The organism is Halalkalicoccus jeotgali B3 (assembly GCF_000196895.1).
In the GTDB taxonomy this organism is placed as follows: domain Archaea; phylum Halobacteriota; class Halobacteria; order Halobacteriales; family Halalkalicoccaceae; genus Halalkalicoccus; species Halalkalicoccus jeotgali.
Map to the genome: position 1 here is coordinate 2,615,736 of NC_014297.1, position 19,817 is coordinate 2,635,552.

The following is a 19,817-nucleotide window of genomic DNA, read 5'->3' on the forward strand; positions in this document are numbered from 1 at the left end:
CGTTACGCGATCGCGACGGGGAGGCGACCCGCGAGTCCCAGCACGGTGAACGCGAACAGGAGGACCCCGAGTCCGAGCGCGAGCCCCTGGAAGAGCACGTCGTAGGCGATCCCGTACTCGACGAGCGCCCCGACGAACCAGCTTCCCAGCGCCTGCCCGAACATCATCCCGCCGCTGAAGGTGGCGTACGCGCCCCCGCGGTGTTCGTCGGGAAACGACGACAGCAGGAAGGTATCGGCCGCGGGGAACATGCTGTGGATGACGTAGCCGATCAGCGCACTGAGGACGACGATACCCAGAAGCCCCTCGGTCAGCGTCAACAGGAACACGCCCGCGGCGAACGAGGCGATGACGGCGAGCAGGTACGGTACCGTCGGCAGGCGGTCGACGAGCCGGCCGCTGATCCAGAAGGCGGGCACGCCGGCGGCGAAGGCCACCGTCAGCAGGTTTCTTGCCAGTTCCGGATCGAACCCACGGGCGGTCTCCATGTAGGAGGGATAGAAGTTGAACAGCCCCTGCCAGAGGAAGCTCGTCGCGCCGAAGACCAACACCCCGAGCGCGATGAGGCGCCACTGGGCCCGGATCGCACCGACGAAATCGCGGTCGACGCCGCTGGCGGCGGGGAACTCGGTCCGTCTCGCGATCCGGTAGAGCACGGCGGTCGCGCCGAGTGCCGCGATCCCGACAAGCGCGAAGACGACCCGCCAGGAGACCAGCAGCGAGAGGCTCACCAGCGGTGCGGCGATCACCGCCGCCAGCTGGGTCGCGGTGCCGTGGATCCCAAGCATCCGGCCGACCTGCCCGGCATAGAGTTCGCTGATCAGCGGGTTCGCGGCGACGAAGTAGCCGCTGGTGGCGGTACCGATCAGGAAGGTGCCGACCGCGAGCGTGAGAATCGAGTCCGCGAACGTCGCCAACAGCGACGACCCCGTCAGGGTCGCCCCCGCCAGCAGGACGACCCGGTGACGGGGGACGATGGTCAGCAGGTAGCCGATCGGGATCCGGGGCAGCGCGCTACCGGTCCAGACGAGCGTCACCAGCAGGCCGACGGTGCCCGGGCCCACCGAGAAGGCCGCCTGCAGGGGTTCGACCAGGGGCGCGTAGACGACGCGCACGAGGTTGATGAGAAACGCCATCGAGCACAGCGAGACGAACAGGCGGGTCGGTGCCACTGTCGCTACGGAGACGGGGATGGGGGGCAACCCTTTCGGAACGCGCCGGAGTTGCCGGGGAACCGGTCCCCACAATGGGGACCGACCGGGTAGGTGTTAGATCGATTCCTCGATGATCTCGCCGACCGCGAAGTTCGACTTGACCTCGCTGATCTCGACTTTCACTTGCTCGCCGATCTCGGCACCGGGGACGATGATGACGTACCCGCGCTCGACGCGGGCGATCCCGTCACCCTGCTTGCCGATGTCCTCGATTTCGACGTAGCGGATCTCGCCCTCCTCGACGGGGGGTTGGGGTTCGCTCGAGGGGCGCCGTTTCGTGGAGGTATCGGTCCCCTCGCGTTCGGTCTCGCGGGAGATGAGCGCGACGCGGTAGGTCTCGCCGGGTTCGATCGACCCGGTTTCGACCTCGCTTTCGGGGATCCGGACGACGTACTCGTCGTCGCGTTCGGCGAGTTCGGCGTTGAACAGACACAGGAGTTTATCAGAGATTTGCATGGAGAGATCTCCACGCTAATCGTGGGTGTCGCCCCTATTAGTAGTGTCGGCACCGACGGCGCTTCCATCCGGTCGTTTCGGCCCTTCCGAATCGTAGACCACCGTCGATCCCTCCACGGGCCGATAGTTCTCGCGGACCCCGATGGCCTCCTCGAGTTCGCGGACCGCCCGCTCTTTGAGCGCACGCGCCAGCTCCTCGGCCTCCTCACGCGAGATGTCACGGCCCAGCCCCTCACACTCGTGGGCACGGACCATTCCCTCCCCGTCCACGGCCTCGCCCATCGGCTGGCTGGTCCCGCCGAGCGCGACGCTGAAGGGATACGTCCGACAGATCAGCGGCCGATCCCCGTGGACGGTACAGGCACCGACCCCGGCCTCGTCCTCGGCGTAGAAGGTACAGTCCCCACAGCCGTCGGTTTGCAGCGCCCACTCGAAGGTCTCGCCCTCGCCGTCGTCGAGCCCGTAGGGCATGGGTCGGGCGACGTCGCGCCAGTCTCGCGATCGCTGTGAGCGAGCGTCAGGAGCGGGCTCGTCGCTTCGTGACTCCGTCGCGTCCCGTAGCTCTCGTACCTCGTCGGGGAACACCGTCGCGGTGTGGGGCTCGTCGGCCTCACTCGTACAGCAGGCCCCACACCGGGTACACTCGAAGCCGATCGACTCGATGGCGTCCGCGAGCTCGCCGACCTCGAGGTCGCGGGCGCGTTCGAGTTCCGATTCCAGCGATTCCACGGTGAGTCCTCGTTCCGATGGCCCAAAAGCCCGTCGTCAGGGCCGGGTTCGGGCGCGCTCGCCGTCCCACTCGATGTTACCCTCGGCGGTGAGCTTCTCTAGATGGGCTTCGACGGTCAGCGTCGCGAGGTCCTCGACGCCCGCGAGGTCCTTCTCATAGGCCGCCTCGCGGATCGTTTCGATCCCGTGGTTTCCGGCCTCGATCGCCCGCAGAACTCGGCGTTCGCGCTCCAGACGGTGCTCGATCAGCCAGTCGATCCGTCGCGCCGGCGCGTCGATCACCTCGCCGTGGCCCGGATAGAGGGTTCGCGGGTCGCGGTCGCGAAGCCGTCKGAGCGAGTCGAGATACCGCGTCATGTCGGCGCCGTCGCCGCCGACGAAGGTGCTCCCCTCGGCCATCGCCAGGTCGCCACAGACGATCGCCCCGTCGATCACGAAGGCGACGTGATCGGGGGCGTGCCCGGGGGTCTCGAGGACGGTCAGGCCGGCGAGACGATCGCCCGCCGAGAACGTCGCGTCGGGGGCGACGCCGGTTGCCTCCTCGAAGCGCGCCTCGTGGCCCGACAGAACCCATACCGTCCGCGAGTCGGCGTACTCGGCGATCGCCCCGACGTGGTCCGGGTGGGTGTGGGTCACGGCGACGTGGCTCGCCGACTCGGCGGCGGCGTCGAGGGCGTCGGTGCGGGTCGCGGGGTCGATCAGGAGATCGCCCACCCGGTAGGCGTTGGTCGTCCCGGTCGGCGCGCGCGTGGGCGTCGGGACCGAGAACCGGTCGAGGTCCATACACGGAGTTGGTCGCGCCGGATCGAGAACCTACCGGCGCAGGAAGTAGACCTGTTTTCTCGCGTCCCGGAAGCTATAGCGCGAGGCGACGATGTCGACTTCCTCCAGCCGGTTCAGCGCGTAGCGGACGGTTCGGTCGGGCAACAGCGATTCCTCGGCGAGTCGGCCCTGTGAAAGCGGCGCGTCCGTCTCGAGGACCTTCGCGACGAGTTTGGCACTCGGCGGCAGTTCGACGAGCCGTTCGGTGTACTCCTCCTCCGAAAGAACCGCTTCCGTCCCGCTCAGGCCGTCCGCGCGTGTACTCATGGGCGACTATCGCGCGGGACCCGTGGTAAACATTGGCTATAGTTATATGAAAACAATATAGACACACTAAGGAGTATAATTGTCATATTGAGGAACGGCTTTCGGCCCGTCGGTCCAATCGGGGGTATGGCATCGATCCCCGAGGAGTACGAGGGGCTGTTCGGCCGGAAGACGTTCGCACACGTCGCGACGCTCATGGACGACGGCACCCCGCAGGTGACGCCGGTCTGGGTCGACTACGACGGCGAGTACGTCCTGATCAACACGGTGCGGGGCCGCCAAAAGGAACGCAACCTGACGCGCGATCCGAAGGTCGGCCTCTCGATCCTCGACCCCGAGGACCCCTACACGTACCTCTCGATCCGGGGGGAAGTCGCGGAGGTGACCGAGGACGGCGCCGTCGAGCACATCGACTCGCTGGCCCGCCGGTACATGGACGTCGAGGAGTACCCCTATCACGACGCCGAGGACGAGCCGCGCGTCATCGTCAAGATCCGCCCCGAGCGGGTGGTCACGGGCCAGTGATTCAGTAGGATTTTATCCCCCGACCGAAGTAGTGAAACCGTGAAGGGCAAGGAGTGGTACCAGACGGCCGAGGTCGCCGAGGAGTACGAAGACAAGCGGTTCTCCAGGGGCGGCCGGCTGATCGACCGCCGCGAGAAGGAGGCGGTCAGCTCCGCGCTTGGCGATCTGGAAGGCAAGAAGGTCCTCGAGATCGCCTGTGGGACCGGTCGGTTCACCGCGATGCTCGCCGCCCGCGGTGCGGAGGTCGTCGGCCTCGACATCTCGGACGCGATGCTCTCTCAGGGGCGCGAGAAGGCGCGGGTGGCGGGTCTCTCCGAACGCGTCGAGTTCGTCCGAGGTGACGCCGCCCGCCTACCGTTTCCGGACGGTCACTTCGACGCGGTGCTGGCGATGCGGTTTTTCCACCTCATCCCGAACCCGGATCGGTACCTCCGGGAGATCCGTCGGGTAACCGATGGACGACTCGTCTTCGATACGTTCAACACGCCGAGTACGCGCTCGATCTACAACTGGCTGTTGCCGATGGGATCGCGGCTGTACGCCGACGAGGACGTCCACGCGATGCTCGACCGGACGGGCTATAAACTGGCCGACTCCAGTCACGATTTCCTGTTGCCCTACGGGTTGTACCGGGCGATCCCGCGCGCGCTGGCCGACGGGTTCTACCGGATCGAGTCGGAGCTTCGCGCCACCGAGTTCCTCGGGGAGTTCCCGTCCGTTTCCTACTGGAGCGCTCGTGTCAGCTAGCTATCTATAGTTCGACAGGTGTCGGTCCACCGTATTTTTAGTGTTCGGGCGCGGTATCCGGTGGTATGGAGTTGTCCGTCGTGGTTCCGACATTGAACGGTCGGCGACAGCTCGTGGGCTGTCTCGACGCGCTCCGCGAGCGCCTGCCGGCCGTCGAGACCATCGTCGTCAACGGACCCTCGACGGACGGCACGAGCGGCATGGTCCACGAGCGCCCCGACGTGGACGTACTCGTGGAGATCGCCGACCGGAACATCAACGTCGCGCGAAACGCCGGCCTGGAGGTCGCGAGCGGCGAGGTGGTGGCGCTGCTCGATCAGGACCACCGTATCGAGGACGGCTGGGCGGGGGCGATCGAGGCCGGGATCGCCGGCAACGACATCGACGCCGTCACCGGCCCGACCCACCGGCCGATCCGCGGGGGCCACACCACCGAAGCCCGGGAACGCCGGACCATCGCCGGGCGGGAGGTCACCTACTTCAACGGCGGGAACGTCGCGCTGACCCGGGCGGTCCTCGACGAGTTGGACGGGTTCGACGAGTACCTCGAGACCGGCGGGGCACGCGATCTGGCCCACCGGCTCGCGGGTCAGGGCCGGGCCGTGAGCTGGCAGTCGGCAATGGGCGTCCGCGAGGGGGTCGAAACCGACGGCGGGGACGACACCGACCCACGGATCGTCCACCGGGCCAGCAGCTTCATCGGCAGCGAGGCCAGCCAGCGCTGGGGACTCAAGTACCGGGCGTTGGCCTACCGGCTCGCGAAGAACTACGGTCCGCGACCGACGGTGCTTCGGCGGCTGGTCGGCCATACGGCCGCCGACGGCGTCACCTCCGCACGGAGCGTTCTCCGAGGAAGCGTGCGGCCCACCGCGTGGGTCGGCGGCGGGAGCGCGGTGACGGCAAACACGCTCGTCGGGCTGAAAGACGGCCTGCGGGCACGCGTGAGTGACCGAACGCCGCGGCGAAACCCCCACGGGATCTCCGGGCGACGCGATCGGGCGATCGAACGGTACGACTGGCGATAACCCCGCCGGAGGGGATTGTCACGTCCTATCAGGGATGTAAAGAATAGAAACTATTATATAGAACCGCTAACGACCCCTATCTGAGGAGTACATATGTCACAAGCATCACAGCGGCGCATGGGCGGACAGCCGGTCTTCATTCTCAACGACGACAGCTCCCGGACGCAGGGCAAGGACGCACAGTCCTCGAACATCGCGGCGGGCAAGGCCGTCGCCGAGGCCGTACGCACGACGCTCGGCCCGCGCGGGATGGACAAGATGCTCGTCGACAGTTCGGGCGAGGTCGTCATCACCAACGACGGGGCAACGATCCTGAACGAGATGGACATCGAGCACCCCGCGGCCCAGATGATCGTCGAGGTCGCCCAGACCCAGGAGGACGAGGTCGGCGACGGGACGACGACGGCCGCGGTGCTCGCCGGCGAACTGCTCGCACAGGCCGAGGACCTCTTCGAGGACGACGTCCACCCGACGACGATCGTCGAGGGGTATCACGAGGCCGCCCGCATCGCCCAGGAGGCGATCGAGGAGATCACCGTCGAGGGCGAACTCGATGACGAGCACCTCCGCGCGGTCGCTGAATCCAGCATGACCGGCAAGGGCACCGGCGACATCGGCGCCGAACGGCTCGCGGAGATCGTCGTGGAGACGGTCAAGCAGGTCCGAACCGACGAGGGCATCGCGCGTGACGAGATCCGCGTCCAGCCCCAGGTCGGCGGCTCGTCGAGCGCGACGAAACTCGTCGAGGGCGTCATCGTCGACGAGGAGCCCGCAAACGACAACATGCCCCGCTCGGTCGAGGACGCGACCGTTGCGGTGCTCGACATGGAACTCGGCGTCCGAGAAGCAAGCATCGACGCCGAGTACAACATCACCGATATCGACCAGCTCAACGCCGCCATCGAGGCAGAAGAGGGCGAGCTTCGGGGCTACACCGAGAAACTCTCGGCGGCGGGCGTCGACGTCGCCTTCGTTACCGACGACATCGAGGACCGCGTCGCGAGCGCGCTCGCGGAGGCCGGCATTCTGGCCTTCGAGAACGTCGGCAACAAGGACGCCCGCGCGATCGCGCGAGCGGTCGGCGCGAAACGGATCGGTAGCCTCGAGGACCTCGACAGCGAGGACTTCGGGCACGCCGAATCGACCGCCGTCGAGAAGTACGGCGACGATGAGCTCGCGTTCGTCGAGGGTGGTGCCGAGGCCGAGGCCGTCACGCTGTTCCTCCGTGGGGGCACCGAACACGTCGTCGACGAGCTCGAACGCGCGCTCGACGACGCGCTCGACGTCGTGACCGCCGCGCTCGATTCGGGCGGGATCGTCCCCGGCGCGGGCGCGACCGAGATCGCCATCGCCGAACGAGTCCGCAGCGAGGCCGCCGGCATCTCCGGGCGCAAACAGCTCGCCGTCGAGGCCTTCGCCGACGCCGTCGAAGTCCTGCCCCGGACGCTGGCGCGCAACACCGGCATGGATCCCATCGACGCGCTGGTCGACCTGCGCGCCGAGTACGATTCTAGCGGTCGGGCGGGGATCATCTCGAAGGGTCAGACCGGCGAGGTCGCAGACCCCATCGAGGAGGGCGTCTTCGACCCCGCCGCCGTCAAGCGCGAGGCCGTCGAGAGCGCCACCGAGTCCGCGACGATGATCGTCCGCATCGACGACATCATCGCCGCCGACTGAGCGCACGCACTTTTTTACACTTCGGGTGTCCTCACACGCTTCGCGTGCTTCGGACACCACTCGGTGCAAAAACCTGCACTAAAAAAGCCGCTCGCGCCTGCGCCGCTCACGGGTGCAACGGAGGACCGCTACACCGTCGGCAGCCGCCAGCCCCGACGCAGCGCGAGCAGGCGAAGGACGAGAGCCGCCCCGGCACAGCCGAGCGTCGCGGTTCCGACGGGGATAGCGATCGAGACGGCGATCCAGAAGACCACGCCGCCGACGACGGCGGGCGTCGCATAGAAGTCCTCGCGGAGGACGACCGGGACACGGGTGAGTAAGAGATCACAGAGGCTGCCGCCGCCGACGGCGGTCAGCGTGGCGAGGACGACGATCCCGAAGGGGGTAAGGCCGGCCTCGTAGCCGACCGAGGCGCCGGTCGCGGCGAACGCGGCGAGTCCGACCGCATCGGGAAGCACCACGAGCGGGTGCTCGCGGAGGTCGCCGAACCGTCGGATGAGGACGAGCGCGAGCGCGACGCCGAGGAGCACAACCAGCACGTCGGTCGTCGCGCGGAGCGCGAGGGGGACCCGCCCGACGAGCGTATCGCGGACGATCCCGCCACCGAGCGCGGTTAGAACCCCGAGGACTGCGACCCCGAACAGATCGAGATCGGCCTCCGCGCCCTTGAGCGAGCCGACGATCGCGAAGGCGAGCAGCCCGATCACGTTCATCAGCGCGAAGGCGTCGCTCATGCAGTCGGTGTCGAATCGGCCCCGCGTAATCACCCGTTCGGTACGAACTGACCACCCGAGGCGAGCGCCCGATCACGAATCCACCCCGGTCATCCGCCAGCCGGCGAGGGCGATGGGCGAAAGCCCGGGGACGACCGAGCCCGTGGGCTCTAAACGCACCGGTAGCGGCGATCCGAATGAGCCTTCCATCGCAACGAACACCCTCAACAGCGAACCAGGAGTATCGCGGGTCATGACCAGTCAGGAAGCCCGCGAGAAGGCAGCGGCGATCGAGGCCCAGGAACAGGACCGCCAGCCCGGCCTCGAAAGCGAGATGCAACCGCCCGCGGAGTTCATCCGCGAGGACTACGAGGGCAGCGGCAAACTCGAAGGGAACGTCGCGATCGTCACCGGCGGGGACAGCGGGATCGGTCGCGCGGCCGCGGTGCATTTCGCCCGAGAGGGGGCTGACGTCGCCGTGCTGTACCTCGACGAGGAGGCCGACGCCGAGACGACCGCTGAAATGGTCGAGGACGAGGGCCAAGAGAGCCTGACGATCGCGGGCGACGTCCGCGACAGCGCGTTCTGCCAGGTGGCCGTCGAGGAGGTCGTCGAGGAGCTCGGTGATCTGAACGTCCTGGTGAACAACGCGGCGGTCCAGGTCGTGAAGACCGATCTGACCGACATCACCGACGAGCAGTGGGAGGAAACGTTCGCAACGAACATCCACGGCTACTTCTACATGACCAAGGCGGCGCTGCCCCACCTGCAGGACGGCGATACGATCGTCAACACGACCTCGATAAACGCGTTCAAGGGCAACGACACCCTGGTCGACTACTCGACGACCAAGGGTGCGATCGTCGCCTTTACCCGCTCGCTCTCCCAGCAACTCGCGGGCGAAGGGGTTCGCGTCAATCAGGTCGCACCGGGGCCGATTTGGACGCCGCTCATCCCGGCGACGATCGGCCAGTTCGACCCCGAGGCGGTCGCCGAGTTCGGCCGGGACGTCCCGATGGGCCGGCCGGGCCAGCCGAGCGAACTCGGCCCGGCGTACGTCTATCTGGCCTGCGAGGATTCGTCCTATATGAGCGGCCAGACGCTCCACATAAACGGCGGGTCGATCATCGGCGGGTAAGTGAGTAAGCGAAACGCTTCGCTCAGAACGAGATCGTCACGTCGGAGCCGACGCCAACACCGAAGGCGTCGTCGCCGCGGCCGACGTTGACCGCGAGCTCGACGTTGCCGTGGCTGCCGACGGTGACCAGCCGGTGGCCGGGTTCGACACCCGCGTAGCTCCGCTCTGCGGGGACGGCGGTGCCGTTGACGGCGACCTCATCGCCGAAACGGTCCTCCAGAAGGCTCCCGGGGATGTTGGTGATCGCGTTCCCGAAACGATCGGTGACCAGTACCTCACCGCTCGCCTCCCGGCCCCGGAGGTCGGGTTCGGGGAAGCGAAGCTCCTCGGGGTCGTCGAGCGCCGAGAGCCACCCGAGTCCCTCCAACTCGTCGACGCCGGTTTCGTGGACCGCCGCGACAGCAGGTGCAAAAACGTCCCGGCCGTCGAAGGTGCTCCCCTCGCCGCCGGTGGCGGGGAATTCCCCGTGGTGGGGGTCGATCGCGAACACCTCAGGCTCGCCGAGTTCGCGTGCTGCGGGCATGAGGACGCCGTTGTCCGGTCCCACGAGGGCGCTCTCGCCGGCCCGGACGACGAGCGCCGCCCGGTCGGTTCCGACGCCGGGGTCGATCACCGCGAGGTGGACCGCCGGGGGAAACCACGGCAGGGTTTCACGGAGCCAGAAGGCGGCGGTGCGGGGCTCCTGTCGAGGGAGGTTGTGGGCGACGTCGACCAGTTGGGCGTCGGTGCGCGAGAGCAGGACGCCCTTCATCGCCGCGGGGTACGGCTCACCGAAATCGGAGGCGAGCGTGATCATATCCCGTTGGCGTCGGTCTCGCTGACCCGCTGGATGCGCTCGATGCCGTCGGTCTCGGAGATCACGTCGGTGACGGGTCCGGGAACGAGACTCTCCCAGTCCTCGTCCTCGATCATGCGTTCTCGCACCTCCGTCCCTTCGAGTTCCTCGCGGTTGAACATCGGGGACTGGCGGACCTCGACGCCCGCCTCCTCGAAGAGTTGAATCACGAGGGGGTTGTTCGAGTAGGCGACCTCGAAGTCGGGGCTCATGCTCTGGACGTGACTGACCCAGACGGAGTTGCGATCGAGGTCCTCGATGGGGACGGCGTAGGTCACCAGATCGTACTCGACGAGCGACTTGGTGATCATCATGATGCGCTCGCCGGCGGTAAAGGGATCGTGCCTGGAGTGTGAATCGCCGGCACTGCCGATCCCGAGGACGAGTTCGTCGACCTCGCTCGCGATTCGGTCGACCATGCGGTGGTGACCGTTGTGGTACGGCTGGAACCGACCGATATAGAACCCCCGTGTCATCGTCCTGTCGAACCCGACAGGACGTGCCACCAAAAGCGTAGCGAGTCCGCCCAACGGCAGGGAGAAAGTATATCAGTTGCGCAACCTTCGTTTTCATCAGCGACCAGATTCTATGAGCAACGAGAGAGACACCGAAGATCGCCCCGTAGACGGGGCGAGCGAGTCGTCGGACCACGACCCCGGGCCCGACGACGTCGAGGAGGAGTCCACGCCCGAGGACTCGGGTGGCGGGTTCGGCAGCGACGTCGATGTCGAGTTCGACGCCGAGATCTCCGAGGACGACGACGACTTGCTGGGTGGGTTGCGAGTCGAGTCGACCGAGGACATCAAGGTCCCCGAAAAGCTGGTCGATCAGGTGATCGGCCAAGATCACGCCCAGGAGATCGTCCGCAAGGCCGCCAAACAGCGCCGACACATCCTGATGATCGGCTCGCCCGGGACGGGCAAGTCGATGCTGGCGAAAGCGATGACCCAGCTCCTCCCGAACGAGGACCTCCAGGACGTCCTGATCTACCACAATCCCGACGACGGCAACGAGCCGAAGGTCAGGACAGTGCCCGCCGGAAAGGGCGATCAGATCGTCGACGCCCACAAGGAGGAAGCCCGCAAGCGAAACACGATGCGGACGATCCTCATGTGGCTGATCATCATCGTCATTCTCGGATATTCGCTGTTCATCGGGAACATCCTGCTTGGGATCATCGCCGCCGCGATCATTTACCTCGCGTTCAAGTACGCGAACCGCGGCAGCGACGCGATGATCCCGAACCTCCTGATCAACAACGCCGACCGCACCACCGCGCCCTTCGAGGACGTAACGGGTGCCCACGCCGGCGCACTGCTGGGCGACGTCCGTCACGACCCGTTCCAGTCGGGCGGGATGGAGACGCCGAGTCACGATCGCGTGGAAGCGGGTGGGATCCACAAGTCCCACCGCGGCGTGCTGTTCATCGACGAGATCAACACGCTCGACGTCCGCAGCCAGCAACACCTGATGACCGCGATCCAGGAGGGCGAGTTCTCCATTACTGGCCAGTCCGAGCGCTCCTCGGGTGCGATGGTCCAGACCGAGCCGGTCCCGTGTGACTTCATCATGGTCGCAGCCGGGAACCGCGACGCACTGGAGAACATGCATCCTGCACTGCGGTCGCGGATCAAGGGCTACGGCTACGAGGTGTTCATGGACGACACCATCGAGGACACCCCCGAGATGCGCCGCAAATATGCGAGGTTCGTCGCCCAAGAGGTCGAAAACGACGGGCGGCTGCCCCACTTCACGCGCGAGGCCGTCGAGGAGGTCATCCTCGAGGCCAAGCGCCGGTCGGGGCGCAAGGGTCACCTGACGCTTCTCTTTCGGAGCCTCGGCGGGCTGGTTCGGGTCGCAGGCGACATCGCCCGGGCGGAGGACGCGGAGTTCACCACCCGTGATCACGTCCTGCAGGCGAAGAAACGCTCGCGCTCGATCGAACAGCAACTCGCCGACACGTACATCGAGCGCTACAGCGACTACGACATGACGATGAACGAGGGCGGCGTCGTCGGCCGCGTCAACGGCCTTGCGGTGATGGGCGACGACAGCGGCATCGTCAAGCCGATCATGGCCGAGGTCACCCAGGGCCACGGCGAGGTCATCGCGACCGGGAAGCTCCAGGAGATCGCCCAGGAGTCGGTTCAGAACGTCTCGGCGATCATCAAGAAGTTCACCAACCAGGACATCAACGAACTGGACGTTCACATCCAGTTCCTCCAGAGCTACGAGGGCGTCGAGGGCGACTCGGCGTCGATCTCGATCGCCACAGCAGTGATCAGCGCTTTGGAGGAAATCCCGATCGCCCAGGACGTCGCGATGACCGGCTCGCTGTCGGTCCGGGGCGACGTCCTGCCCGTCGGCGGCGTCACCCACAAGATCGAGGCCGCCGCGAAGGCCGGTATCGATACGGTGATCATTCCCAAATCCAACGAACAGGACGTGATGATCGAGGACGAATACGAAGAACAGGTCGAGGTCGTCCCCGTCAGCCACATCAGCGAGGTGCTCGAGATCGCACTGGTCGGCGAACCCGAAAAGGACGGGCTGGTCGACCGCCTGAAGAACATCACGACCGCGCTCGAACGGGATCGGCAGGTCCCGAGCGGCTCGCCGACGCCGCAGTAGCGTGCCCGAGTGGGCGACGTTCGTCGGACTGTCGGGCGTCGTCACCGGTTTACTTCTCGCGCTGTCGCGAACGTCCCAGTCGACACTCGAAGAGCCCGACCCCGATGTCGAACTCACGAGCGGACTCATGCTGGCGAACGTCGCGCTCTCACAGGGACTCTTTCTGTGTCTGTTGCTCGTGGCCGCTTGGTACACGCAGATACCACTCGAAGCACTCGGTATCGGGACGAGCACGGCGAGGACGACGCTTTCGGTCGGTGTGGGACTCGGGGTCGTCCTCTATCTGGCGTCGGAACTCGGTGGCGCGACGGCCGAGCGACTGGGAGGCGAGTACGACGAGGGGTTGCGCGAACTGCTGGCACCCGGTTCGGCCGGCGGGTGGGTCGTCCTGCTCGGGGTCGTCCTCCCGGTGATCGCCGTCTTCGAGGAGTTCCTGTTTCGGGGCGTGCTGATCGGCGTCGTCTGGGCTGGCTACGGCGTCTCGCCGTGGCTGCTTGCCGTTCCGTCTTCGGTCCTCTTTGCGGCCGGTCACAGCGCACAGGGAATCACGGGTGTCCTCGTTACGGGACTGCTGGGGCTCGCCCTCGCGGTGGCGTTCGTCCTCACGGAGAGCCTTCTAGCCGTGGTCCTCGCCCACTACCTCGTGAACGCCCTCGAATTCGTGATTCACGAAGGGCTCGGCGTCGAGTGGACCTAACCGCCCGCTTCGATCGCTCGGAGTCCGCGGTCGAGACCGCCGGGGAGAACGTCGGGTCCGTCGACGATCCGGTGGCTCGGAATCAGGATCGGAACGGGGTTCGCCTCCAGTGCGGTTCTGACGGCGTTCTCGTCGTCCTCGTCGAACCCCGGCGTTCGTCGGGCGAGGCTCGCCACGTCGGTCGTTTCGCCGTACGGTATCTCGCACACCCGTTCGAGGACCGCCCGGTGGTCGGTCGGGACGGTGAGCGCGATCGGGACGTCCTCGAAGTCATCGGGTTCGCCGTCAATGTAGTCCTCGATCCGATCGAGTAGCGCGTGCTCTCGCGTCGCCTCCTCGGAGGGGGCGTCGGGTATCGAGAGGCTAATCACCCGACCGGAGGCGATCCCGATCTGTACGACCCCCACGTCACCGACCTCGCGGGCGTAGATCCCTGTCTCGCTTTCGTCCATATCCGACACAAGTCGGAGGGAGACTTCAACCCCGGGTCGCAAGTCTTATGTGCAAATCAGTACGTTATCGTACAGTAATGAACACTAGCGAGCCGATCGCGCCGACCGTCGAGTCCATCCTCGCGGCGGCGTGCGAACGCGAAGGGGGCAAAGAGCGCCTCTCGGTCGAGGCCCGATCGTTCCCCGAGGCGGTCGCGGAGGCCGAGAAGGACGGACGAACGCCGGTGATCGCCGAGGTCAAACCGACCAGCCCGACGACCAAGGGCGTCCGCGAGGACGATCCAGTAGAACTGGCCCGGGAGATGGTCGCTGGCGGGGCAACGGCGCTGTCAGTACTCACCGAACCCGAGCATTTCGGGGGATCGCCCGAGACTCTACGGCGGGTTCGTGAGGCGGTGGACGTCCCGGTGCTGCGCAAGGACTTCCTGCTGCGCGGGGAGCAACTCGACGTCGTCGAGGCCGACCTGGTCCTCCTGATCGCCCGGTTCGTCGACGACCTCGCGGGGCTCGTCTCGGCGGCCAAGGAGCGGGGGTTCCAGCCGCTCGTCGAGGTCCACACCGCGGCGGAGCTCGGGGAAGCGATCGAGGCCGGCGCCGACGTCGTCGGGATCAACAACCGGGATCTCGCCCAGCTGGAGGTCGACCTCGCCACCTTCGAATCGGTCGCGAGCGAGGCGCCCGAGGACGTGCTGTTGGTCGCCGAAAGCGGGATCGGCTCGAAAAAGGACGTCCGTCGGATGCGCGAGGCGGGCGCGGACGCGCTGTTGATCGGCACTGCCATCATGGACGGCGACGTACGCGAGAACACGAGGGAGTTCACCACGACATGAGCCAGAGCAAGTTCGGACGCTACGGCGGCCAGTACGTACCCGAGGCGCTGATGCCCGCGATCGAGGAACTGGAGGACGCATATCAGAGGTATATCCTCGAGAACGAGGACGGGTTCATGGACGACTTCCGCACCCGGCTGCGCGATTTCGGGGGGCGGCCCACGCCGCTCCAGCACGCGGAGGCCCTCTCCGCGCGCTACGACCGGGAGGTGTATCTCAAGCGCGAGGACCTCCTTCATGGGGGTGCGCACAAGCTGAACAACGCGCTGGGCCAGGCCCTACTGGCGAAGTACATGGGCAAAGAACGGATCATCGCCGAGACCGGCGCCGGGCAACACGGCACCGCCACCGCGATGGCGTGTGCTCACTTGGGGCTCGACTGTGAGATCTACATGGGCGAGCGCGATATTAACCGCCAGCGACCCAACGTCTTCCGGATGCGCCTCAACGGTGCCGCGGTCAACCCCGTGACGACGGGCCGGGGAACGCTCAAGGAGGCGATCAGCGAGACGATGCGCGACTGGGCTACCTCGGTCGAGGACACCCACTACGTGATCGGCAGCGTGGTCGGCCCGCATCCGTTCCCGCGAATGGTCCGGGACTTTCAGGCGGTGATCAGCGAGGAGGCCCGCGGGCAGGTGATCGAGAAGACCGGGGGACTCCCAGACAGCGTGCTCGCGTGTGCAGGCGGGGGCTCGAACACGATGGGGGCGTTCCACCAGTTCGTCGGCGAGGAGGGGGTGGAACTGTACGCCGTCGAGGCCGGCGGGAGTAGTTTAGAGGTCGACGAGGACGGTGGCGTCGCGCCCAACTCCGCGTCGCTTTCGACTGGCTCGGAGGGAGTCCTCCACGGCGCACGAACCAAACTGCTTCAGGATTCCGACGGTCAGATCATGGAATCCCATTCCGTTTCCTCGGGGCTCGATTACGCCGGGGTGGGTCCGGAACTCGCCTACCTCGTCGACGAGGGTCGGGTCACGCCGGTGAACGTCGACGACGACGGGGCCCTAGAGAGCTTTCATCGCCTCTCACAGCTGGAGGGGATCATCCCCGCACTGGAGACGGCCCACGCCTTCGCCTTCCTCGAAGAGGAGTACGAGACCCTCGGCGAGGTCGTGATCGTCAACGTCTCCGGGCGGGGCGATAAGGACCTCGAATCGGTGATCGAAGAAACCGCGGAACGCGACATCGAGAACGCGCCCGAAATGGACGTGTTCCGGGGTGGACTATGAGCGGGAGTCGCATCGACGAGGCCCTGCGGGGGGAACCGGCGTTCATCCCGTATCTCGCTGCGGGCGACCCGGACGTCGAATCGACCAAAGAGTACGTCCGCGCGCTGGTCCGGGGCGGGGCCGATATCGTCGAACTGGGGCTTCCCTTCTCGGAACCGATCGCCGAGGGCTCGACAATCCAGAACGCGATCGTCCGGTCGCTGGACGGCGGGATGACTCCCGACGCCTACTTCGATCTGGTCGAGGATCTGGACGTGGAGGTGCCGATCGTCTGCATGACCTACTACAACCTGATCTATCGGTATGGTTCGGAGGAAGGGCCCGAGTCGTTCGTGCGCCGGGCCGCGGAGGCCGGGATCGACGGCTTCGTCGTCCCCGACCTGCCCGCCGAGGAATCGGACCCGCTCCGGGAGGCCTGTGATTCCTATGGGTTAGACCTGGTCTTCATCGTCGCGCCGACGACGCGCGGCGACCGCCTGAAACGGATCATGGACCAGGTCTCGGGCTACGTCTACGTCCAAGCGCGCCTCGGGACCACGGGTGCACGGACCGACGTGAGCGAGCAGACCGACATGAGCCTCGGACGGCTAGAAGAGTGGGACGTTCCGAAGGCCGTGGGCTTCGGGATCAGCGAGCGTGAACACGCAGAACGCATCGTCGCGGGCGGGGCCGACGGGATCATCGTTGGGAGCGCGCTCGTCGATATAGTAGCCGAGGGCGATACGGACGACGGAACGGTCGCCGAGCGCCTTGAACGAAAAGCGAGGGAACTGAAGGAAGGCGCACTCGCGGGTGCGGAAAGCCGGCCGCAACCGGAACGTCCATAACCGCTCCATGCCGGAGTGTCTCATACTATGACCGCGGGATTCGACGCACGACTCGACAGGATCGGCACCGACGGGAACTACCTCATCGTCCCGATGGACCACGGGATCACCATGGGCGCGGTGAAGGGCCTAAAGGACATCGAGGGGACGATCGACGCCGTAACTCGGGGCGGGGCCGACTGTGTACTCACCCAGAAGGGGATCGCCCCGCGGGTCCACCCCAACACCAACGGCGCGGGCTACGTCGTCCACGTCAACGGCTCGACCACCATCGGCCCCGACGAGAACGACAAGCGGGTGACCTGCACCATCGAGGAGGCGATCCGCGCGGGCGCGGACGCCGTCTCGTTCCATATCAACGTCGGCTCCGACTACGAGCCGAAACAGATCGAGGGACTCGCGGAGTTGACCGGGGAGGCAGAACGCTTTGGCATCCCCGTACTGGCGATGGCCTACGCGCGCGGGCCAGGGATCGACAGCGCCGACCCCGAGGCGCTGGGCCACGCGGTTCGGCTGGCGGAGGAACTTGGTGCGGACGTCGTCAAGACGGGCTACTCGGGCGACGCCGAGAGCTTCCAGCACGTCGTCGAATCGACCCGACTGCCCGTCGTGATCGCCGGCGGCGCGCGCGGGACCGACCGGGCGACCCTGGAGAAGGTCCGCGGGGCGGTCGACGCCGGCGGCGCGGGCATCTCGATGGGCCGGTCGATCTTCCAGCACGACGACCCCGAGGCGATCACCAGAGCGGTGTCGGCGGTCATCCACGAGGACGCGAGCGCCGAGGAGGCCATCGAGGAGGCGGGGCTCGCGGTCGAAGCCTGAGACGACGACTGCAGGCACAACGCCTAACGCGGGCGGCGGCGAACCGCCGTCCATGCCGCGCGAACTCCGTCCCGGTGGAGAGCCACCGCTCGACGAAGAGTTTCCGAACCTCGCAGTCCTCTCGAAATCGCCCGAGAACGCCGAGGTCGCATCCCGATCGGACCTCGACGGGCTGTTGACGCCCGCGGGGACCCACTACATCCGCAACCACTACCCGACCCCCGAGACCGACGCCGCGGGGTGGGAGATATCGTTAACGGGACTGGTCGACGGAAGCGGGGAGACGGGACCGGACGCCGAGGGCCCCACCGTCGGGTTCGAGGAGCTGCGCGAGGACTATCCTACGGAATCGGTCGTCCACACCATGGAGTGTTCGGGCAACGGGCGGGCCTCCTTCGAACCGGACGCGGAGGGCCATCAGTGGACCGACGGGGCGGTGAGCACCGCCGTCTGGACAGGCACGCCCGTGCGGGCGCTGCTGGAGGAGTACGGGGCGACCGACGAGGGCTGGGTTGCGGTCGTGGGCGGGGACGCCCCCGAGGGCGAGGAGGTCTTCTGTCGGTCCCTGCCGATAGGGAAAGTGAGGGAGGACTGCGTGCTCGCCTACGAGATGAACGGCGGGCCGCTGCCGCCCGATCACGGCCATCCGGTGCGCCTGCTGGTGCCGGGCTGGTTCGGCAACAACAGCGTCAAGTGGGTCGACCGGATCCACGTGGCCGATTCGATGCCCACGGGCGAGGAGTGGGAAGGGTATACCAAATACCAGCAGCTGGAGTACCGTCTGCGCTTCGACGACGATGACGAGCCCGAAGAACTCGACTCGGTCGAGACGACGGACACCGACGAGCAGATGGCGGCCGAGGAGCCACGCCACGCCTACTTCTTCGACCAACTCCCAAAGTCGCTGATCACCGCCCCCACCGACGGCACGAGCCTGTCGGCCGACGAGACCGTCGAGATCCGGGGGCTAGCGTGGGCCGGCGAGACCCCCGTCGAGCGCGTCGGGCTCTCCGTCGACGGCGGCGAGACGTGGACCGACACGGACCTCGGGGAGCCGGCGCTGGGCCGGTACGCCTGGCGGCGCTTCCGGACCGAGTGGTACCCCGAGGCGGGCGAGTACCGCCTGCTCGCGCGGGCGACCGACGCGAAGGGGCGAACCCAGCCGGCGCGGATCGCCGACCCCGACCCCGAGCAGACTGGGATCGCCGGGGACGCCTACCCGTGGAACACCCAGGGCTACGGCAACAACGCCCACGAGCCGCTGGGGGTCTCGGTGCGCGTCGGGCTCGACGGCGTGTGATCTCGACTGCAGGCACAACCGATTTGCCCGACGAACGAGGTCCCGCTAGCATGGGCGACGTACACTTCGACTTCGCCGACGAGACGGTGATCGTTACAGGAGGGTCCTCGGGTATCGGCCGGGCGATCGCGCTCGGGTTCGGAAACGCGGGGGCGACCGTGATCGTCGCGGATCAGCGCGAAGAACCGAAGGACCCCGACGCACAGCTCCCGACCCACGAAGCCATTGAGGAATCGGGAGGGGAAGCCGAGTTCGTCGAGACTGACGTCGCCGACCCCGAGCAGGTGCGCTCGGTGGTCGAGGCTGCACGCGATTATGGCGGCGTGGACGTGATGGCCAACAACGCCGGCGTGTTCGTCGGCGGCTCCTTCGTTGACTACGACTCGAAGGATCTGGATACGGGCTACGAGGTCAACGTCCGAGGAATGTTCGTCGGCACGCAGGCCGCCGCAAGCGACATGATCGAGCGCGGAGTCGAGGGTTCGATCGTCAACACCGCCTCGATCAGTTCGAACCTCGCCCAGCACGGCCAGGTCGCCTACGACACGACCAAGGGCGCACTGCGGATGCTCACACGGGGCGCAGCGCTCGAACTCGCTTCCGAGGGGATCAGGGTCAACGCCACCGCGCCGGGGCAGATCGCCACCGAGTTCACCGAGAACGGCACCGAGAGCACGCAGGAACGCGCCGGCGACGGGGAGTTCTTGAAACCGATCCCAATGGGGCGGGCGGGCTTTCCCGAGGACGTCGCCGACGCCACGCTCTATCTCGCGAGCGACGCCGCCGGCTACACGACCGGCGAGTTGCTCTCGGTCGACGGTGGCTGGCAGATCGCATAGGGACCGTTTTACTCCTCGGATACGCTCGCCCCGTTTGCG

At 66.8% G+C, this 19,817-nt stretch carries 22 protein-coding genes; 13 read left to right on the forward strand and 9 right to left on the reverse strand.

Annotated elements, in window-relative coordinates; translation table 11 throughout:
* Positions 1-2 precede the first annotated feature (2 nt).
* The 5 genes from HACJB3_RS13730 to HACJB3_RS13750 all read right to left on the reverse strand — a co-directional run bounded on the left by HACJB3_RS13730 (position 3) and on the right by HACJB3_RS13750 (position 3,488).
* On the reverse strand, positions 3-1,172 hold the full coding sequence (locus HACJB3_RS13730; RefSeq protein WP_008416275.1) for an MFS transporter: 1,170 nt from the start codon (positions 1,170-1,172) through the stop codon (positions 3-5).
* A 96-nt stretch (positions 1,173-1,268) separates the two neighbouring features.
* The gene (locus HACJB3_RS13735) at positions 1,269-1,670 is read right to left on the reverse strand and encodes a TRAM domain-containing protein (RefSeq protein WP_008416276.1); all 402 of its coding nucleotides are present in this window, start codon (positions 1,668-1,670) and stop codon (positions 1,269-1,271) included.
* 15 nt (positions 1,671-1,685) lie between these two features.
* Complete coding sequence (locus tag HACJB3_RS13740; protein WP_008416277.1) at positions 1,686-2,399, reverse strand: YkgJ family cysteine cluster protein; 714 nt, start codon at positions 2,397-2,399, stop codon at positions 1,686-1,688.
* Positions 2,400-2,435: 36 nt separating this feature from the next.
* Positions 2,436-3,182: an MBL fold metallo-hydrolase gene (locus tag HACJB3_RS13745; RefSeq protein WP_008416278.1), complete on the reverse strand. Its 747-nt coding sequence runs from the start codon at positions 3,180-3,182 to the stop codon at positions 2,436-2,438.
* Between the two features lie 30 nt (positions 3,183-3,212).
* Positions 3,213-3,488 (reverse strand): MarR family transcriptional regulator, encoded by a 276-nt coding sequence (locus HACJB3_RS13750; protein ID WP_008416279.1) that lies wholly within the window; start codon positions 3,486-3,488, stop codon positions 3,213-3,215.
* Between the two features lie 126 nt (positions 3,489-3,614).
* Here HACJB3_RS13750 and HACJB3_RS13755 point away from each other — a divergent pair, with 126 nt between their 5' ends.
* The 4 genes from HACJB3_RS13755 (at position 3,615) to thsA (ending at position 7,462) form a co-directional block, all read left to right on the forward strand.
* Positions 3,615-4,013, forward strand: a complete 399-nt coding sequence (locus tag HACJB3_RS13755) for a PPOX class F420-dependent oxidoreductase (protein ID WP_008416280.1) — start codon at positions 3,615-3,617, stop codon at positions 4,011-4,013.
* 39 nt (positions 4,014-4,052) lie between these two features.
* Positions 4,053-4,760 carry a class I SAM-dependent methyltransferase gene (locus HACJB3_RS13760; RefSeq protein WP_008416281.1) on the forward strand — a complete coding sequence of 236 codons (708 nt, stop codon included), beginning with the start codon at positions 4,053-4,055 and terminating at the stop codon, positions 4,758-4,760.
* Between the two features lie 65 nt (positions 4,761-4,825).
* A complete protein-coding gene (locus HACJB3_RS13765) occupies positions 4,826-5,785 on the forward strand; it encodes a glycosyltransferase family 2 protein (protein WP_008416283.1) in 960 nt (319 codons plus the stop codon).
* A gap of 117 nt (positions 5,786-5,902) precedes the next feature.
* Entirely contained in the window at positions 5,903-7,462 is a 1,560-nt protein-coding gene (thsA, locus tag HACJB3_RS13770) for a thermosome subunit alpha (protein ID WP_008416284.1), read from the forward strand.
* 128 nt (positions 7,463-7,590) lie between these two features.
* On the opposite strand, the gene HACJB3_RS13775 is transcribed toward thsA, so the two are convergent.
* The gene (locus HACJB3_RS13775; protein ID WP_008416285.1) at positions 7,591-8,196 is read right to left on the reverse strand and encodes a trimeric intracellular cation channel family protein; all 606 of its coding nucleotides are present in this window, start codon (positions 8,194-8,196) and stop codon (positions 7,591-7,593) included.
* Between the two features lie 232 nt (positions 8,197-8,428).
* On the opposite strand from HACJB3_RS13775, the gene HACJB3_RS13780 reads away from it, so the two are divergent.
* Positions 8,429-9,313, forward strand: coding sequence for an SDR family oxidoreductase (locus tag HACJB3_RS13780; RefSeq protein ID WP_008416287.1), 885 nt, complete (start codon positions 8,429-8,431; stop codon positions 9,311-9,313).
* A gap of 22 nt (positions 9,314-9,335) precedes the next feature.
* Here HACJB3_RS13780 and HACJB3_RS13785 read toward each other — a convergent pair whose 3' ends face one another.
* Both HACJB3_RS13785 and HACJB3_RS13790 read right to left on the reverse strand, forming a co-directional pair.
* A complete protein-coding gene (locus tag HACJB3_RS13785; protein WP_008416289.1) occupies positions 9,336-10,109 on the reverse strand; it encodes an SAM hydrolase/SAM-dependent halogenase family protein in 774 nt (257 codons plus the stop codon).
* Complete coding sequence (locus HACJB3_RS13790; RefSeq protein WP_008416291.1) at positions 10,106-10,624, reverse strand: nicotinamide-nucleotide adenylyltransferase; 519 nt, start codon at positions 10,622-10,624, stop codon at positions 10,106-10,108. Before HACJB3_RS13790 ends, HACJB3_RS13785 begins: the two co-directional genes overlap by 4 nt.
* Positions 10,625-10,736: 112 nt before the next feature.
* On the opposite strand from HACJB3_RS13790, the gene lonB reads away from it, so the two are divergent.
* A complete protein-coding gene (gene lonB / locus HACJB3_RS13795; protein WP_008416292.1) occupies positions 10,737-12,779 on the forward strand; it encodes an ATP-dependent protease LonB in 2,043 nt (680 codons plus the stop codon).
* A gap of 1 nt (position 12,780) precedes the next feature.
* Positions 12,781-13,476: a CPBP family intramembrane glutamic endopeptidase gene (locus HACJB3_RS13800; RefSeq protein ID WP_013199540.1), complete on the forward strand. Its 696-nt coding sequence runs from the start codon at positions 12,781-12,783 to the stop codon at positions 13,474-13,476.
* On the opposite strand, the gene HACJB3_RS13805 is transcribed toward HACJB3_RS13800, so the two are convergent.
* The gene (locus HACJB3_RS13805; RefSeq protein WP_008416297.1) at positions 13,473-13,928 is read right to left on the reverse strand and encodes an MGMT family protein; all 456 of its coding nucleotides are present in this window, start codon (positions 13,926-13,928) and stop codon (positions 13,473-13,475) included. The genes HACJB3_RS13800 and HACJB3_RS13805 overlap by 4 nt on opposite strands.
* Before the next feature lie 77 nt (positions 13,929-14,005).
* Here HACJB3_RS13805 and trpC point away from each other — a divergent pair, with 77 nt between their 5' ends.
* Genes trpC through HACJB3_RS13835 form a run of 6 tightly spaced genes read left to right on the forward strand, consistent with a single transcriptional unit; the run spans position 14,006 to position 19,778 of the window.
* A complete protein-coding gene (gene trpC / locus HACJB3_RS13810; RefSeq protein WP_008416298.1) occupies positions 14,006-14,758 on the forward strand; it encodes an indole-3-glycerol phosphate synthase in 753 nt (250 codons plus the stop codon).
* A complete protein-coding gene (trpB, locus tag HACJB3_RS13815; protein ID WP_008416299.1) occupies positions 14,755-15,990 on the forward strand; it encodes a tryptophan synthase subunit beta in 1,236 nt (411 codons plus the stop codon). The genes trpC and trpB overlap by 4 nt, the downstream gene beginning before the upstream one ends.
* Positions 15,987-16,817 (forward strand): tryptophan synthase subunit alpha, encoded by an 831-nt coding sequence (gene trpA, locus HACJB3_RS13820; RefSeq protein WP_008416300.1) that lies wholly within the window; start codon positions 15,987-15,989, stop codon positions 16,815-16,817. The genes trpB and trpA overlap by 4 nt, the downstream gene beginning before the upstream one ends.
* Before the next feature lie 27 nt (positions 16,818-16,844).
* The gene (locus HACJB3_RS13825) at positions 16,845-17,639 is read left to right on the forward strand and encodes a 2-amino-3,7-dideoxy-D-threo-hept-6-ulosonate synthase (RefSeq protein WP_008416301.1); all 795 of its coding nucleotides are present in this window, start codon (positions 16,845-16,847) and stop codon (positions 17,637-17,639) included.
* Between the two features lie 52 nt (positions 17,640-17,691).
* Complete coding sequence (locus HACJB3_RS13830) at positions 17,692-18,939, forward strand: sulfite oxidase (protein ID WP_008416302.1); 1,248 nt, start codon at positions 17,692-17,694, stop codon at positions 18,937-18,939.
* 50 nt (positions 18,940-18,989) lie between these two features.
* Positions 18,990-19,778 (forward strand): SDR family NAD(P)-dependent oxidoreductase, encoded by a 789-nt coding sequence (locus HACJB3_RS13835; protein ID WP_008416303.1) that lies wholly within the window; start codon positions 18,990-18,992, stop codon positions 19,776-19,778.
* The last annotated feature ends 39 nt before the right edge of the window (positions 19,779-19,817 follow it).